Source organism: Streptomyces lydicus, from assembly GCF_004125265.1.
Classification (GTDB): domain Bacteria; phylum Actinomycetota; class Actinomycetes; order Streptomycetales; family Streptomycetaceae; genus Streptomyces; species Streptomyces lydicus_C.
The window spans coordinates 7984170-7999580 of the sequence record NZ_RDTE01000003.1; the positions used below are offsets into that span (position 1 = coordinate 7984170).

15 protein-coding genes are annotated in these 15411 nt (G+C 68.8%); 8 read left to right on the forward strand and 7 right to left on the reverse strand.

The genetic code is table 11. From position 1 onward, the window contains the following. Window positions 1-452: 452 nt before the first annotated feature. The 4 genes from D9V36_RS37690 (at window position 453) to D9V36_RS37705 (ending at window position 5010) form a co-directional block, all read left to right on the forward strand. Window positions 453-1187: an IPT/TIG domain-containing protein gene (locus tag D9V36_RS37690; RefSeq protein ID WP_129297719.1), complete on the forward strand. Its 735-nt coding sequence runs from the start codon at window positions 453-455 to the stop codon at window positions 1185-1187. A gap of 718 nt (window positions 1188-1905) precedes the next feature. After that, a complete protein-coding gene (locus D9V36_RS37695; protein ID WP_241721196.1) occupies window positions 1906-2622 on the forward strand; it encodes an AfsR/SARP family transcriptional regulator in 717 nt (238 codons plus the stop codon). A gap of 442 nt (window positions 2623-3064) precedes the next feature. Then, on the forward strand, window positions 3065-3787 hold the full coding sequence (locus D9V36_RS37700; RefSeq protein ID WP_241721197.1) for a DUF5819 family protein: 723 nt from the start codon (window positions 3065-3067) through the stop codon (window positions 3785-3787). After that, window positions 3784-5010: an HTTM domain-containing protein gene (locus D9V36_RS37705; protein ID WP_241721198.1), complete on the forward strand. Its 1227-nt coding sequence runs from the start codon at window positions 3784-3786 to the stop codon at window positions 5008-5010. Before D9V36_RS37700 ends, D9V36_RS37705 begins: the two co-directional genes overlap by 4 nt. Window positions 5011-5479: 469 nt before the next feature. Here the strand turns inward: D9V36_RS37705 and D9V36_RS41255 are convergent, their stop codons facing one another. Both D9V36_RS41255 and D9V36_RS37715 read right to left on the reverse strand, forming a co-directional pair. Then, a complete protein-coding gene (locus D9V36_RS41255) occupies window positions 5480-6313 on the reverse strand; it encodes a hypothetical protein (RefSeq protein ID WP_164993102.1) in 834 nt (277 codons plus the stop codon). Window positions 6314-6778: 465 nt separating this feature from the next. After that, window positions 6779-7444, reverse strand: coding sequence for an alpha/beta fold hydrolase (locus D9V36_RS37715; RefSeq protein ID WP_164993213.1), 666 nt, complete (start codon window positions 7442-7444; stop codon window positions 6779-6781). On the opposite strand from D9V36_RS37715, the gene D9V36_RS37720 reads away from it, so the two are divergent. Then, entirely contained in the window at window positions 7444-7785 is a 342-nt protein-coding gene (locus D9V36_RS37720; protein WP_129297722.1) for a hypothetical protein, read from the forward strand. The two genes, D9V36_RS37715 and D9V36_RS37720, sit on opposite strands and share 1 nt — an antisense overlap. A 166-nt stretch (window positions 7786-7951) precedes the next feature. On the opposite strand, the gene D9V36_RS37725 is transcribed toward D9V36_RS37720, so the two are convergent. Continuing rightward, a complete protein-coding gene (locus D9V36_RS37725; protein ID WP_129297723.1) occupies window positions 7952-8446 on the reverse strand; it encodes a hypothetical protein in 495 nt (164 codons plus the stop codon). A gap of 605 nt (window positions 8447-9051) precedes the next feature. Between D9V36_RS37725 and D9V36_RS41260 the strand changes: the two genes are divergently transcribed. After that, window positions 9052-9222 carry a hypothetical protein gene (locus D9V36_RS41260; RefSeq protein WP_164993103.1) on the forward strand — a complete coding sequence of 57 codons (171 nt, stop codon included), beginning with the start codon at window positions 9052-9054 and terminating at the stop codon, window positions 9220-9222. Between the two features lie 50 nt (window positions 9223-9272). After that, a complete protein-coding gene (locus tag D9V36_RS37730; RefSeq protein ID WP_129297724.1) occupies window positions 9273-10184 on the forward strand; it encodes an alpha/beta fold hydrolase in 912 nt (303 codons plus the stop codon). A 63-nt stretch (window positions 10185-10247) separates the two neighbouring features. On the opposite strand, the gene D9V36_RS37735 is transcribed toward D9V36_RS37730, so the two are convergent. The 3 genes from D9V36_RS37735 to D9V36_RS37745 form a co-directional block, all read right to left on the reverse strand. Then, a complete protein-coding gene (locus D9V36_RS37735; protein ID WP_129297725.1) occupies window positions 10248-10598 on the reverse strand; it encodes a hypothetical protein in 351 nt (116 codons plus the stop codon). Window positions 10599-10891: 293 nt separating this feature from the next. Continuing rightward, entirely contained in the window at window positions 10892-11629 is a 738-nt protein-coding gene (locus tag D9V36_RS37740; protein ID WP_129298967.1) for an SDR family NAD(P)-dependent oxidoreductase, read from the reverse strand. A gap of 318 nt (window positions 11630-11947) precedes the next feature. Then, on the reverse strand, window positions 11948-13714 hold the full coding sequence (locus D9V36_RS37745; protein ID WP_129297726.1) for an MOSC and FAD-binding oxidoreductase domain-containing protein: 1767 nt from the start codon (window positions 13712-13714) through the stop codon (window positions 11948-11950). A 470-nt stretch (window positions 13715-14184) separates the two neighbouring features. Between D9V36_RS37745 and D9V36_RS37750 the strand changes: the two genes are divergently transcribed. Further along, window positions 14185-14889: a DUF2470 domain-containing protein gene (locus D9V36_RS37750; RefSeq protein WP_129297727.1), complete on the forward strand. Its 705-nt coding sequence runs from the start codon at window positions 14185-14187 to the stop codon at window positions 14887-14889. Window positions 14890-15083: 194 nt separating this feature from the next. On the opposite strand, the gene D9V36_RS37755 is transcribed toward D9V36_RS37750, so the two are convergent. After that, the gene (locus D9V36_RS37755) at window positions 15084-15410 is read right to left on the reverse strand and encodes a DUF1048 domain-containing protein (protein ID WP_129297728.1); all 327 of its coding nucleotides are present in this window, start codon (window positions 15408-15410) and stop codon (window positions 15084-15086) included. Between the last annotated feature and the right edge of the window lies 1 nt (window position 15411).

Below are 15411 nucleotides of genomic sequence, written 5' to 3' on the forward strand. Positions count from 1 at the left end.
ACCGGTCCTGCCTGCACCGGTCCGCCCGGAGCGAGGGCGGCGCGGGGTGCGGTTGTCCGGGGGCCGGTTGTGCCGCCATCCGTCGAGCGGTCATCCGTCGAGCGGTGATGCGGCACTCCCACCGGTTGCCCCGTCCTGCCGCCGGCTCGTCAGGAGCCGGCGGCAGGGTGCCACGAACGGGACGTCACGAAGGGGACGTCAGGAGCAGGGCATCACAAGCGAGTTGCCAGGAAGAGGGCGTCACGAACGGCACACGCAATGGCGGCACGGCGGCCACACGGCAGCCAGTCGGCGGGGGCCCGCCGACTGGCATCCGCTCAGCGCTCCCGGCTGCGCCATCCGGGTGAAGCGGAAGATGCCGTATCGCCCTGGATCGTATTTCCTGCGTAACTGGTAGACGACGGACAACGGTCGTTTCAAGGGTTTCGCCGACGCAGAGGTGGGGCGGGGACATGCCGATCAATCCGGACCAAGGGTCGACCGGTGGTGGGGCCACGGTGACCTTCACCGGCACCGGGCTCGCAGGCGCCACCGCGGTGCGCTTCGGGAGCAAGTCGGCCGCCATCACGGCCAATACACCCACATCCGTGTCGGTGGTCGCCCCCTCGGGGGCCGGAGTGGTCGATGCCACGGTGAGCACACCGGGAGGCACCAGCAACCCGGAGCCCTTCTACTACCTCCCCCCGCCCGTCATCGTCGCCTTCGCGCCGTCATCCGGGCCCGTCGCGGGAGGCGAGACGGTTACCGTCACCGGGCGCGGCCTCGCCACCACCACCTCGGTCGCGTTCGGCGCAACGCAGGTGACGCCGACGGTGGTGTCCGACAGTCAACTGACCGTCGTGAGTCCGGCCCACGCGGCCGGTGCCGTGTCTTTGGTCGCCACGGCCCGTGGCGGTACCGCCACCGCCTCCGAGACCTTCGGCTTCGTGGGCCCGCCGACCGCCACCGGCTTCAGCCCGCTGACCGGTCTCCCCGCGGGCGGCACACTGGTCGGCATCACCGGCACTCAGCTGTTGACGACCACCGGCGTGACCTTCGGCGGTGTCCCCGCCACGTTCGCCGTCCTGTCCGGCACCGAAGTCGCCGCCATCGCTCCCGCCCATTCCCTGGGCGCGGTCACCATCACGGTCACCACTACGGGCGGCTCCGCCACCGCGCCCGGGGTGTTCCTCTATCTGATCGGTTGACGGGTGGTGCTGCGCACTCCGCACCTCGACTGTCCACCGGAGGGTTCCCCCGCCTGGCATGAGCGTCCTGCTTCAACTATTGCCGGTAGGGGCAGGATTGTGGATCTGCACGCCACGGGATGGGGGTTCTGCGAGCCACCCGACGGAAATCCGGGGCGCGCAGCGCGACAGGGGCCGGCAGGAGACACCCCTGGCGGTACGCGGCATCCCGCCGCATCGGTCCCTTGGCGTACCCGGACCTCGTAGCGATCTCCGACCTGTCGCTTCCCGTCATCGGGCCTGTGCGCATTGTCGTGTCTGCGCGGCGCCGGCCCGGCCCCGGCCCATACGTCCGGCGCCACGGAACTCCACACGCCCGACCTGGTTTCGCCCCAGCTCAGGGCCCTCAGGGCTCTTTCCATGGCTCCTGAAAGAGGCCAAGGACCCTCCGTCGGCCCGTCGGGGAGCGGCCCCGGACGCGCGCCCATTTGCCATGGGAGGATATGTGTGCCCACGCGGCTCAGAAGGGGATATGGCCAGCTGAATTGGAACAATTCGACAACCCACCGAGGGCAGCGCAACATGTGGTTGTGGGAGGTGCACAGATGATTGCGAACCTCGAACATCGGGGGCACGGCCAGTCGGCTTACGTCGCACCCGACGTCCCCCTCCGCGATCAAAAGCCATGAGCTCAGATGACCTGATCTTTTCCTGGCCACCCGCGAGCAGCCGGCCAACCGTGCACATCGCCCTTCTCGGCGGTTTCGACCTTGTAGTGAACGACGTGCCGGTGACGGTGCCCGTCGGCTCGAAGCGGCTGCTGGCGTTCATTGCGCTCAACGGCCGTGCCGCTGCCCCTCGCTCCCTGGTTGCGGGGAGCCTGTGGCCCGAGGCATGCGAACAGAGCGCGTACGCGAACCTGCGGTCGGCGCTGTCACGCCTGCGTGGCATCGGCAGGAAGGCCCTGGATGTCTGCCCTACCGAGGTGCGGCTCGCGCGCAAGGTCACCGTTGACCTGCACCATGCCCGGTCGCTCGCCCAGCGCATACTTGACCCCGGTGTCCCGGCCGAGGACCTCAATATCAACGCGGCCACCGTCGACCAGCTCACCGACGACCTGCTGCCCGGCTGGTACGACGAGTGGGCCCTGCGTGAGGCCGAGCAATGGCAGCAGCTCCGACTCCACGCCCTGGAGGCGCTGGCGGGAGCGTTCATCGACACGAAACAGTTCGCCGGGGCGGTGGCGGCCGCCCACGCAGCCGTACAGGCGAATCCACTGCGGGAGAGCAGTCAGGCTTCGCTGATCCGCGCCCACCTGGCGGAGGGTAACCCGTCCGAGGCGTTGGACGAATTCGAACGCTATACACACCGTCTTCGCGACGAGCTCGGACTGCGTCCCACGCCGCGGCTGTGCCACCTGGTGGACGGCCTGCAGAGGCCGGGTTCCGGCTGGTGACCACGGACCGGTAGCCGCGGCCCGGTAGCCGCGGCCCGGTGGCCACGGTCCGGTGGCCACGGCCTGGTGATACCGGCCGCGGTCACCTCCGGCTGGTGACTCTCCGTGGCTGCGGAGCCAGGGGGATCTCGGAGGCCCCGACCCGGGGCCCTCCGAGATCCCCCTCTCAAGTGCCCTCCACGCCGCTCAAGGTGCCGCCAGGCCAGGCCAGGCCAGGCCAGGCCAGGCCGTGCAACGTGCCGCCGGGCCAGGCCGTTCAACGCGCCTCTCCGTCGTAAGCGGTCGCTGCGCAGGGGTACGCCCCGTCAACCATTCAGCTCAATAGAGTGTTTGTGCGGCAATGTGCGCATTTATTCTCATTCAGACGCGGTGATCCGATGAAAGACCAGGTGATCCGCCGGTGAATCCGCCGAATGTCGGGACCTGCGACCGAGGGAGCATTGTGGAGCCACGCGAGACAGCCTCGGTCGAGACCGGTTCGGAAGGCGCCGACGGAGGTCCTGCGCCGAATGCGTCAACCGCCCCCCGTGCGCTGCCGCCCGCGCCCAACGGGTCCTGGTCGCTGCTGTCGCGGATCGTGATCGCGGGGACCATCGCGGTGTTGGCGATCGTCGTCACGCTCCACGTGGTCCTGGTGTTCCTGTTCGTCGCCCCGTCGAACGCTCTCAGCAGGCAGTACGCCGGGCTGGTCAACGCCTGGGTCTATCCGGAGTTCGACCAGAACTGGCAGCTTTTCGCCCCGAACCCGCTCCAGCAGAACATCGCCGTGAACGCGCGCGCCGAGGTCAAGTTCGCCGACGGGTCCCGGCGTTTGACGAACTGGGTGGGCCTGACCGCCCAGGACATCAAAGCGATCCGGGACAATCCCGCACCCAGCCACGCGCACCAGAACATGCTTCGCCAGGCCTGGGACTTCTACAACAGGACGCACGACGTCAAGGGGCGGCCGGTCGGTCTGCGGGGTGAGCTCTCCGAGGCCTATGTGCGCCGGATCGCGGCACACCGGATCGGGCCCCGGGTCGACGGCGGCCAGGTGGTCAAGGTGCAGATCTACGCGTCGAACACCCCGATTATCCCGCCGAAGTGGAGTACTGAACGCGTGAACACCCAGACGACCTACCAGGTGCTTCCGTGGTGGCCGGTCTCCAAGAAGGAGTTCCAGTGAGCGTCGAGAAGGACACCGCCGGGGCACCTTCCCCCTTCAAGGACTTGGCCACAAAGCTCGACCGGGCCATCGCCAGAGGACTGAACAAGATCACGGGGCTGACGCTGGCGCCCTACCAGGCCGCGGTCGTCCGGATCGGCTTCGCGCTGACCTTTGGGCTCTACCTCCTCCGCGAGTGGCCGCACCGCCAGGAGCTCTACGGCACCACCAGCCCGTGGGGATTGGACCTGGCCCATCGCCTCGTCGCCTCGAACCACGCGTTCACGGTGCTGTTGTGGTCGAGCGACAGACTGTGGTTCGAGCTGGTCTACCACGGGACGATCCTCGCGTGCCTGCTGCTGCTCGTCGGATGGCACACCCGCACGACCTCGTTGCTGTTCATGATCGGCGTGTTGTCGCTTCTGAACCGCAACGTCCTGCTGGGCGACGGTGGCGACACCCTCATCCACCTGATCGCGAGCTATCTGGTGCTGACGCGCTGCGGGCAGGTGTGGTCGCTGGACGCGCGACGGCGGGCGCGCGCGGCGGCGTTGGGCGAGGAGGACAGGAATCCGGTGGGCGTGGCCCTGTGGGGGCTCTGCGGCCTGGGCCTCGCCCTCGCGCAGATCACGGGATTCGCGCAGCTCCCGTGGGGCTGGGTTCTGATCTTCTGGGGAATGTGGCTGATCCAGGCCCTGTGGTACTGGGCAGGGCGGAGCCGCTTCTCCGAGGTACGAGGGGTGTTGGACGTCACCGCCAACCTCGTCCACAACTCGGCGATGTTTGTGATCGCCGCCCAGGTGTGTCTGCTCTACGCCACGGCCGGCTGGTACAAGATCCAGGGCCCACGCTGGCAGGACGGGACCGCCCTGCACTATCCGCTTCACCTGAACTACTTCAGCCCGTGGACTCCGCTGTCCCAGGCGCTCGACAGCGGTTCCGTGATCGTCACACTGATCACCTACGGCACGGTCATCGCGCAGGTCGCCTTCCCCTTCACCCTCCTCAACCGCCGGGTGAAGAACGTGCTGCTCGCGATCCTGATGACCGAACACGCGACGATCGCGGTGATCTGCGGATTGCCGTTCTTCTCGCTGGCGATGGTCGTTGCGGACATGGTCTTCCTGCCGACCAACTTCCTGCTGTGGATCGGGTCGAGGGTGTCGTCCACGCGGAAGCGCATCACCCGCCCACTTCGCCGCGACAAGGAACCACGGGTAACCGAAGTGAAGGCCCGGGTGTGAAGCGACGGACCGGGTGTGGGGGACGGCCGGCCCGGGGCTGGCCCTGTAACCAAAGCCGCTGACCAAACCCTGTGACCAGCTGACCAAACCGTGTGACCAACTGACGTGCGGTCCGGCGGGCGTGAGGCGTGCCGTTCGTTCCCCGCAGGAGACGGGGGCAGGAGACGGGGGCAGGAGACGGGGGCAGGAGACGGCGCAGGAGACGATGAACGGTCCCCCGGCGGAATCGGGCCCATGGTGGGGACGATCCGCCGGAGAGACTTCAGGGTTCACATCACCTGTCGACTGCGCGCGCAGAGCAGGGAGATCGCGAGATCGCGTCCGCCCCTCGGCAGGAGCCGAGCGCCCTGCACTGCGCGTCGCTCGCCCCAGCCGGTGGTGGAGCCGGTGTTGGCGCCACTCGTACGGCTGTTGCCTCAGCGGTTGTTGCCTCAGCGATTGTTGCCTCAGCGGTTGGTGCCCCGGCGCCTCAGCCGATGGTGGCGCCGGTGGTGGTGGCGGCGGTCGTGCCGCCTACGGCTCCGCCGATGGTGGCGCCGGTGGTGGTGGCGCCGGTGGTCCCGCCTGCGCCGCCGCCGATGGTGGCGCCGGTCGTGGTGGCGCCGGTCGTGCCGCCTGCGCCGCCGCCGATGGTGGCACCAGTGGTGGTGGCGCCGGTCGTGCCGCCTACGGCGCCACCTATGGTCGCGCCGGTGGTGGTGGCACCGGTGGTCCCGCCTACGGCGCCACCTATGGTCGCGCCGGTGGTGGTGGCGCCGGTCGTGCCGCCTACGGCGCCACCTATGGTCGCGCCGGTGGTGGTGGCGCCGGTCGTGCCGCCTACGGCGCCACCTATGGTCGCGCCGGTGGTGGTGGCACCGGTGGTCCCGCCTACGCCGCCGCCGATGGTGGCGCCCGTAGTGGTGGCGCCGGTGGTGCTGGTGGCACCGGTGGTGCTGGTGGTCGCGCCGGTGGTGGTGGCGCCGGTGGTGCTGGTGGCACCGGTTGTGGTGGTGGTCGCGCCCGTTGTGGTGGCGCCGGTGGTGACTCCGCCGGTGCGTCCGCCGATGGTGGCTCCTGTTGTGGTGGCGCCGGTGGTTCCACCGCCGACGAACCTGCATCCCCTCGGGAACACGAAGAACCTGCCGGTCTTCTTGTTGAGGACCAACCGGCACCTGACATCCGGTGCCGACTTCGACGTTGTTGCCTTCGTGGGCGCCGCTTCAGCGCCCACAGCGGTCATGGCGCCCATTGTGCCGGTGAGCGCCGCGGCCAGAAGCGAGGCGCCGATCACGTGCGGAAGCCGTTTCCGGAGATTCGTCATGATGCTTCCCCTTGTCTTGAGGAGCTGGCATATCTGTTGCAGCGTGAGAGGTCGCCCATGACCGGGGCGTGGAACCGGCGTGACTCCCGCGTGACGCCGCCAGAACAAGCCGCGGGAATCCGGGCTTCCCGCCCAACGGAACCGTCTCGGGCGAGCTGCAGGATCCTTGGTCTCGGCTCGCCACTCGGCCGTACCGTGGCCGGGCACCGCCCGAAGCCGTGGATGACGGTGGCCGTCGTGGCGCGGCATCCGGGCCGCTGAGCTGCAGCATCCGGCTGCTGCGATAGCGGGCTGTGCCGGCGATGTTGCCGTGGGTTTTCACGCGGGCGACATCCGATGTCCGATGTCCGACTCCGGCATCCGATCCGCCGTCCGCCGTCCGCCGTCCGCCGTCCGCCGTCCGCCGTCCGCCGTCCGCCGCCCGCCGCCCGCCGCCGGCCGTCCGACGGCTGCCGCCCCGGCCCGTCATACGGCCGGCGTGCGGAGCAGGTCGGCAATTGCCTCCAGTACGGACTCCGGCTGCTCCTCGTGGAGCCAGCCGTGCCCGGCATCGCCGAGGATGCGGTGCTCACCGCGGGGGACGGATGCGGCGAGGTGCTTGTGCAGGGCGGCCTTGACGCCGTTGTTCTCACGCAGCGCTTCCTCGGACCACAGCTGGGCCTGGGTGGCGTCGTACCCCAGGGCGGTGAGCACGATCAGCGGTACGTCGGGGAGACCGGGTGCGTGCCGGAGTTCGTGTGCGACGTCGTCGTAGACGTTCCGGGCCTCGTGATACCCGGTCTTCCATGCGGCGAGGTGGTGCTCGATAAGCGCCTGACGGACGGGGGCAGGCCATTTCGCGAAGAACGGTGTTGCCCAGTCGCGGGCCTGCTGGAGCTGCTCGTGCGTCGCCTCGGGCAGGTCCTGGTGCTGCATCCGCTCCAGCTTCGCCCGTACCTCCAGGGAGGCACGGGCGAGGAGGTCTTCGTGGAAGGGGTCCAACAGGAGCAGGCCCGCCACCTCGTCGGGGAAGCGCTGCGTGTAGTGGCGGGCGTAGGCCCCTCCCAGGGAGTGGCCGACCAGCACGTAGGGGGTGGGGGCGGGTGCGTGGTTCCGTTGAACGCCGTTACCGTCTCCACCGCGCCCGAGCAGTGATCGACGCCGACGCGGCCGCGTCCATGTCGTTGGAGGACTACCGTCGGGGTTTCGCGGTGGCCATGGCCACGCTGCTGGCCGAGTTCAACGCCTACCTCGAGCGGGACGGCGCCGACCCGTCCGCTGATTCGGTGGGGTTTCGCCAGCATGCGCTCTGGCTCAGCCAGGATGAGCTGGCTGAGATGATCGGCGACCTGCGCGACGTGATCGTGTCGCGGATGGGCCATGACCCCTCACCGGAACGCACACGGCATCTGCTCAGCCCGATCGTGTTCCCCGCCGAGGCGCCGTCGCCGCGTTCACCTGGCAAGCAGGCGGAGCCTGGCACCGAGTCCTGAGGCTCCGCTATCCGTGACGCCCCAGATGGGGCGCGCTCAGGCGCTGAGCCGGCGATTCGTGCAGCGCATGTTCAAGGACGCCTTCTCTGCACTATCAGCTGGTTCCGGCCGAATGAGCTGTCGATGTCGAGCTCAGCCATGCCGGGAGGCACGGGCCGGATGACCCTCAGTGCATCTTCCCGATCTTCAACGCTCGCGCCTGCTCTCCGGCGTTCTCTGGGTGGATTCGCTCCGCCAGGCAGTGCCGGTGGGAGATGAGGGTATGGCTTCCTGGACCGTCGTTGCTCCGTGAGTCCAGGACGAGGCAGTCTCCACCTGGGCTCAGTGTGATCCGTTCACCACAGAAGGCGCAGCTCCAGGTCAGCGACTCCAGGTCGGCAGGTCGGATGCTGAGCCGCACGGATACCGGCGGTTGCCAGCGGTGGATTTGCTCGATCACTGCATCGACCTGCGAACCGATGGGTGGAAAGAGCGCGAGTAGTTCGTCATGGCTGTTCGCGGCCTGGGAGAACTGCTGGATCATGTCGATGGAGGCCGACAGACCGGCGTTCTCGTAGCCGGCGATGTCAACGAGCACACCCCATGGATGATGGCTGAGGACCGTGGCCTGAACCTTCTGGCCAGGCATGAGCGCCAGACTCTTCGTCTCGAACCTTTCCATGAACCGATTCCCCGTTCTTTAGCCGAGCAGGCCGCGCCTGGTAGCGCTCATGCGCGCGGGTCGTCGATGTCGGAGCCGATCACCGCGCTCAGGGCCCTCAAGGCGTCATCGTATGGGCGACGGTCGAACTGGAACGGACCGAGTGTCACATAGTCGCGGGTCTTGGGGTGTCTTGCGGTGTCTTCCGGTGCGGTTGCTCGAAGATGTCCCAGGTCGCCCGCTGCGTCATCAGGCTCTGCCTCCGCTCGCGCGCAGCACGAGGGATGCCCGCACGGGTCACCTGACAAGAGCTGCTGAGCCGCTACACGTATCATGATCACCGAATCGAGGCTCCGGCGCGATTCGCAGTCCTTCGCCGACGCTGACACCTGCTACGACACCGCACCGGGCGGGCCCCACCGCATCACCTCCACGGCCACACCGACCGAGTTGAATGCCGTCGAGCGCGGGGGAGAGGCATCGGCCCCCGACGTCATGGCAGGCCTCCACCGCACTACGCCACTCCGCACCAAGCCACACCGCACCGGAGCTCGTCGACGCCGGCCTTGACCGTGTGACCTTCACCAGCCACCGCCGCCCTGCGGCGTAGAACACCAAGGAACCTCATGCCCCCCACGACACCGCAGCCGCCCCACAAGCTCACTGCCCCGCTCCCGCGCCCCGCGAAGCCCGACTACCGCAACGTCTTCATCGAACCGGTCTACGGGAACAGCTTCCTCGAAGACGACTTGGAGGACGATCTCGATGGGCCTGCCCCTTCCCGCGCCGACTACTGACGGCGAAAAACCATTAGGGAGCGCCCAGTTGACGGGCCATGATGATGATCATGGCCGTATACGTCGACGAACCCGCACGGGTCGGTGAGAGCCGTCTCTCTGATGGCCGGCTGCTGGGGTGGGCCGAGTGGGGGCTGCCGGACGGGGCGCCCGTGGTGTTGTGTCCGGGAGCGGGCACGAGCCGGTGGCTGGGTTTTGGTGCAGGTGCCGTGGAAGCACTGGGGGTGCGGCTCGTCTCCGTGGACCGCCCGGGGCTCGGTGCCTCCAGCCCTCAACACGGCCGGACCCTCTCCGATTTCGCCGACGACATCCGGCAACTCGCCGCGCTGCGAGGGCTGGGGTGCCCGGCTGTGGTGGGGAACTCGCAAGGTGCGCCGTTCGCTCTCGCCTGCGCTGTGGAGGGCGTCGCCTCGGCACTGGCGGTCGTCTCCGGCGCGGACGAGGTCGCCGCGCCGGAGTTCGCTGCCGCCCTCCCGGCTGATCTGCGGGACCTCGTCGAACAGGCTGCGGGCGACCCGGTCGGCGCCGAGGCATTCTTCGCTGGCTTCAGTGCGGAGGCGATGTGGCGCATGGTCATGGCCGGGAGCCCTGCGTGTGACCTTGCCGTGTACCAGGACGGCGATTTCGTGGTCGCCTACCGCAGGGCCCTGGACGAGGCTTTCGGGCAAGGAGCGGCCGGTTACGCCCGGGACACGGTCCTGGCCATGACGCGGTGGCCCTTCGCCCTCGACGAGATCACGGTCCCGGTCGACCTCTGGTACGGCGAACGGGACACCAGCCACTCGCCCGACAACGGATCCCTGCTCGCCACCCGTATACCCCGTGCTCATCACCGTGTCGTACCAGCAGCCGGCGGCGCACTGCTGTGGACACACGCCGAGCCGGTCCTCACCTCGCTCCTGGAGAGGGCCGCCGGCGACCGCTGGCAAGCCGCAGGTCGATGGCCGGCGGAACGCCGGTAGGACGCATTCGGCTGCCGGGCCGGCGACGGGGAACGCGTTGGCCCGGCCCTGGTGGGGCTGGGTTCACAGCCACCGCTTGGCTGCTTCGACGCTGTCGCCGACGCTGGTGTTGAAGGCGATCGCGGCCCCAGGCGCATGCTGCCGGACCAGGTTCACGACCTGCTCGAAGAATGTCAGCAAAGGCTCGGGCTTGCGTATCCCACCCCCGATGACGACGACGTCCCAGTCGCGCTCGGACAGCGCTGCGACCACCATGGACTCGGCCGATTCGTCCGGCGTGATCAGCGTCGCGGAAGCATCGATGGCATGCGTGCCGAAACGAGCCAGTTCCTCTTCCAGGACCGCGCGCATGGCGTCCCCGTCCATACCGGGCACCGTGTGCGGGTCGAAACCGAGAATGAGAGCGGAAGGCATGCCCTGCATGACGAACAGCCGACCGCGCTGGTTCCCCGCTGCACCAACGCGCCGGTTCCGCTGCCCAAAGCTGTCATCGGGATGGCCACACCACCTGAGACGCGGCAAGTGCGCTCGCCACCTCGTAGGGCAAGTCGAGTACGAACGCCGGCGGACGGGGCGGCATTCGGTGCGGTGCCGGTCGCGCCCCCTCGGTGATCGGCGCGCTGACCGGCTACCGATGCGAGGCCGCAGAGTGGAGGTGCAACGACAAGCTCAGGGGACGCGGGCCGCCGGTTCGGTCCGGGGTCGGTTCACACGGCGGTGCGGCCGCCGTCGACGGGGAGCACCACGCCGTGCACAAAGCTCGCGGTGTCGCCGGCCAGGTATGCGATCGCCTCGGCGATCTCCCTTGGGGTGGCCGGCCGTCCGGCGGGTGCCTGGGTGGCGAGGGTGTCGAGGTCCGTCCCCATGCCTGCCGTGCCTTCGGTCCGCGTCGGCCCGGGCTGCACGGCGTTGACCCGGACCCCGCGCGGGCCGTATTCCGCAGCCCAGGACTTGGTCAGCAGGTTCACGGCGGCCTTGCTCGAGCCGTACAGCGCCACTCCCGCGATGCCGAGCTCGGCCGCCATGGTGCTGACGTTGACGATCGCCCCGCTGCCCCGCTCCGCCATCGCCGGTGCGAGTTCGGCCACCAGGTAGAAGGGAGCCTTCACGTTCAGCGCGTAGACGGCGTCGAATTCGCTCTCCGGTGTCTGCTCGGTGGGCCCGAAGGGGTAGATGCCCGCGCTGTTGACCAGGATGTCCACCCGGCCACCGCCCCGTTCCACGGCTTCCCGGGCCAGCCGTCGGACGGCGGGGGTGTCCAGCAGGTCGGCGGTCATGAAGTCCGCGGTGCCGCCACGTTGCCGGATGGCCTCGACGACGCTCTGGCCGCGACCTCGGTCCCGGCCCGCCACCAGTACGTGCGCACCACGCTTGGCGAGTGTTTCCGCAGTGGCCGCCCCGATACCGCTGGTCGCCCCGGTCACCAGCGCGACTCTCCCTGGCATGGATACGGCGGTCACTGGCGCACCCTTCCGTTCTGGTAGCCGATCACCAGGGTGTCGGTGGGAAACCGTGGTTCGCGCCTTCCCTGTGCCTTCCCTGGGCTTTCCGCGTGCCTTCCCTGCGCTGTCCGTGCGCCTTCCCTGCGCTTTCCGTGTGCCTCCCCTGCGCACTTCCGCCCGTGGAGTCGGGACATCGGCGAAGAGGGGCCCGGCCTGAGGTCAGCGCCTCCCTCATCTCCAGATCAGCACCGACCCTTTGAGGCCGCAACCGCTCCGCCCGCGGGCCCCGGTGCACGCCGTTGCCCGAACGACACCCTCTGGCTAGAGGTCGAGGACGACTTCCGTGGCCGGTGTGCTGCAGCAGACGAGGACGGTGCCGGCTTCGGGGAGTTCGAGGGGTGGGGTGGTGTACGTGATGTCGCCTGTCACGAGGTGGGTGATGCAGGTGTGACAGACGCCGGTGCGACACGACCAGCGGGTGGGGATGTCGCAGGCCTCGGCGAGATCGAGGAGCGATGCGTGAGCGGGCGACCAGGGGGTGGTGATGCCGCTGCGGGCGAAAGTGATCAGGGGGCCGGAGCCCGGTGGGCCGGGGGGCAGGTGCGGCCGGATCGCGGCCGTGGGCGTGACGCCGGGATTGACGGCGGGAAGGGCACTGAACGGTTCCGTATGGATCCGCTCGGGGCGCAGGCCGTGGTCGCGCAGATAGCCGCCGAGGTCGTCCATGAAGGCGGGAGGTCCGCAGAGGTAGGCGTCGGCGTCGGTGGGAATACCCGTGGCCGCGAGGGACGTGGCGGTCGGACGTCCCTGGGTGATGTGCGGCTCGACGGGATGCGGGGTGGCCTCGGCGGCGGTGTAGTAGATGTGCTCGTGGGCGTGGGGGAGTTGGGCCAGAAGTGCGTGGGTCTCGTCCGCGAAAACGTGGTGGGCATGGTCGTGGGCGGTGTGGATCCACCAGACGGGGCGTGGGTCCCGTGTGGCGGCGAGCCGGTGGAGCATGGCGAGCACGGGAGTGGCACCGATCCCCGCGGAGACGAGGACGACCGGGCGGGTGCCTTCTTCGAGCACGAACGTTCCCCGGGGGCTTGCGATGTCCAGGAGATCCCCGGGGCGGAGCGTGCCGTGGAGGTAGCCGCTGACCTGCCCGTGAGGCTCGTGCTTGACGCTGATGCGGTAGGTGTCGGCGGTGGGCGCGGCGGACAGGGAGTAGCTGCGCACCGCGGGAGCGGCGTCGCCGACGGCGAGACGGAGGGAGAGGTACTGGCCGGGGCGGGCCTCGGGGAGAGGGGTGTGGTCGGTGCTGCCGAGGTAGATCGACAAGACGGCGGGGGTCTCGGGGACGATGCGGGCGACGCGCATGGTTGTGAAACCCGGCCGTCCCTGCTCTCCCCCGGGCTGCCGGGTGCCGGCGAGTTCGCCCGGCCATCCCGGTTCCTGCGCGGGCTGTTGAGCGGCCGCGAGGTCGCGGAAGGACTGCTGCCATCCGGGGCTGAGGGCGGGGATGGCCAGTGCTTTGCGCAGTTGTACGGGATCGCGGTCGGGGAGGTAGAGCAATGCGTCGGTGTCGGCGACGCTGAGCTCTTCGGGCCCCTTACGGGTCAGGGTGATCTCGTCGCCGGCCTGGACGCGCCCCTCGGTGAGGACGCGCAGGTAGAAGCCGGGGCGGTGGTGGGCGACCAGTAGGGAGGCCATGGTGGGTTCCCCCAGACGCATGCCGACGCGGTAGCAGGTGACGCGCGGCTGGGTGACCTCGAATACGGCTTCGCCGATGCGGTACCGGTCGCCGATGCACACTTCGTCGTCGGGCAGACCGTCGACGGTGAAGTTCTCGCCGAAGATCCCGAAGGTCAGGTCGTCGCGACCGAGTTGCCTTCGCCAATACCGGTAGGACTGCAGCTGGTAGACGAGAACGGCGCGGATTTCGCCGCCGTGCCCGGCCAGGTCGCCTTGACCGTCTCCGTCGATGTTCAGCCGCCGCACCATCCGGGGGCCGTGCACGGGCGACTTCCAGGCTCCGGTGTGGACGGTCCTTCCCTGCCAGGAGACGTCCTCGGGCATTCCTACGTTGACGGACAGCAGCGTCGCCATTGCGGACCCTTCTGCGGGTGGCGGGCCGGGGCAGCCTCAGGGCACTTTGCTCTGCAGCTCTGCAGCTCTGCAGCTCTGCAGCTCTGTGCGTTGCGCCTTGTGCTTTGTGCTTTGTGCGCTCGGGCCGATGCTCCTTCTTGTGCAGGTGCCGCCGGGATTCCCTCATCACCAATTGTTCGGGGCTGTCGGTCCCGGTGCATTCCCTGCGCCGACTGGGGACCGTTCGCGGGCGGAGGCTTGAGACGGGGTGACGTCCTGTCGTCCTGCCCTCCCGCCGCCCGCGTCCCCGGTACGCCGACCGCTCCGACGGCTCCGATCGCTCCGACTGCTCCGACCGCACCGCACTGCCCCCTTCCTCGTCGGGAGGCCGGCGACCCCAAGGCATCCGCCGTGCCGCAGCACGACGTGGATTAGGTTAGGCTTACCTAAGTAATCAACCTTGCTTCTCTAGCCGCGCCTGGAGCACCCGGATGCGTCCTTTCCACACCCGTGCCGCCTCACCGACTGCCGCAGAGCGTGTCCGGTCGATTCTGGCCTCCGCCCATTCGATGACCGTGGTGAGCGACGGGAGGCTCACCGAAGTGCGTCGCCTCGACGGGGCAGGGGCAATGGGCCACGTCCACCTGCACGCACCGTTCGAGGACGCCGGCGTCCAGACGGCGACGCGCGTCCCGGTGAAGCTGGAGCTCACCGACATCGCCCCCACGCCCGTACGGGACCGTGTACGTGCCCGTGTCACGGTGACCGGGCTGCTGGCGGCCCCGTACGGCACGGAGGTCACGAAGAGCACCTGCATGGAGTTCGGTCAGGCCGTTCTCGAAGACGCCGGGGAACGCGCCTATGTCACCCTCCATGCCCTGGAGGCAACCGACCTCGATCCGATCGCGACGAGCGAGGCGGGCATGCTGACCCACCTCCTGGACGACCACGCCGAAGTCGTTCCCCTGCTGCTGCGCCTCGTCCGCCCGCGTCCGGGCCACGGCATGCTGCGCGCCCTGCCGGTGGCGATGGACCGCTATGGCCTGACCTTGCGCCTCGAATACCCGCACACCCAGCACGATGCCCGGCTGCCGTTCAAGACGCCGGTGACCGACATCGACCAGGTCGGCCCCCAGATCCACGCCCTCCTGGCCACGGCGCGCCGTTTCTCCCACCCCAGCCATCTGTTGACCTGATCTCGGTGGTGCCGAGGCGGACGTTCTGCCGCGTTCTGCCGTTCGCCATAAGGAGCGTATGCGCGAGCTGGCTACCCTCCATCTGCGCGGTGAAGAGAAGCGCATCCTTGCCGAACCTGCCGAACCTGCCGAACCTGCCGATCGGGCTCGGCGGTTGACCTGATGTGCTGAGCCGTCGGCCTGATCGACGGGTGTTATTTCTCGGCTGTGCCGGACTTCCGGCTGAGAGATTCCTGATAGACGTCCGCGTGGGTGCGCGAGTCCTTGATCAGGTCGTCGCAGAAGGCGGCGACGTCATTGCCGATGAGTTCCAGGACGCCCTTGCCGGCCGTTACGCCCTCTTCGAAGAAATCGACGATCCCTGAGAGCAGGTGTCCGTCAGGCAAATCGATCGGTCCGACCTTGAAGAGGTACCTCTGGATCTCCTTGTAGACGATCTGGTAGTCCGGCGGCAGCGCCCGGACCCGCGCCGTGTGTGCCCGCCACTGCTTCTTGCCCTGGATGATGTCTTGGATGCCCACG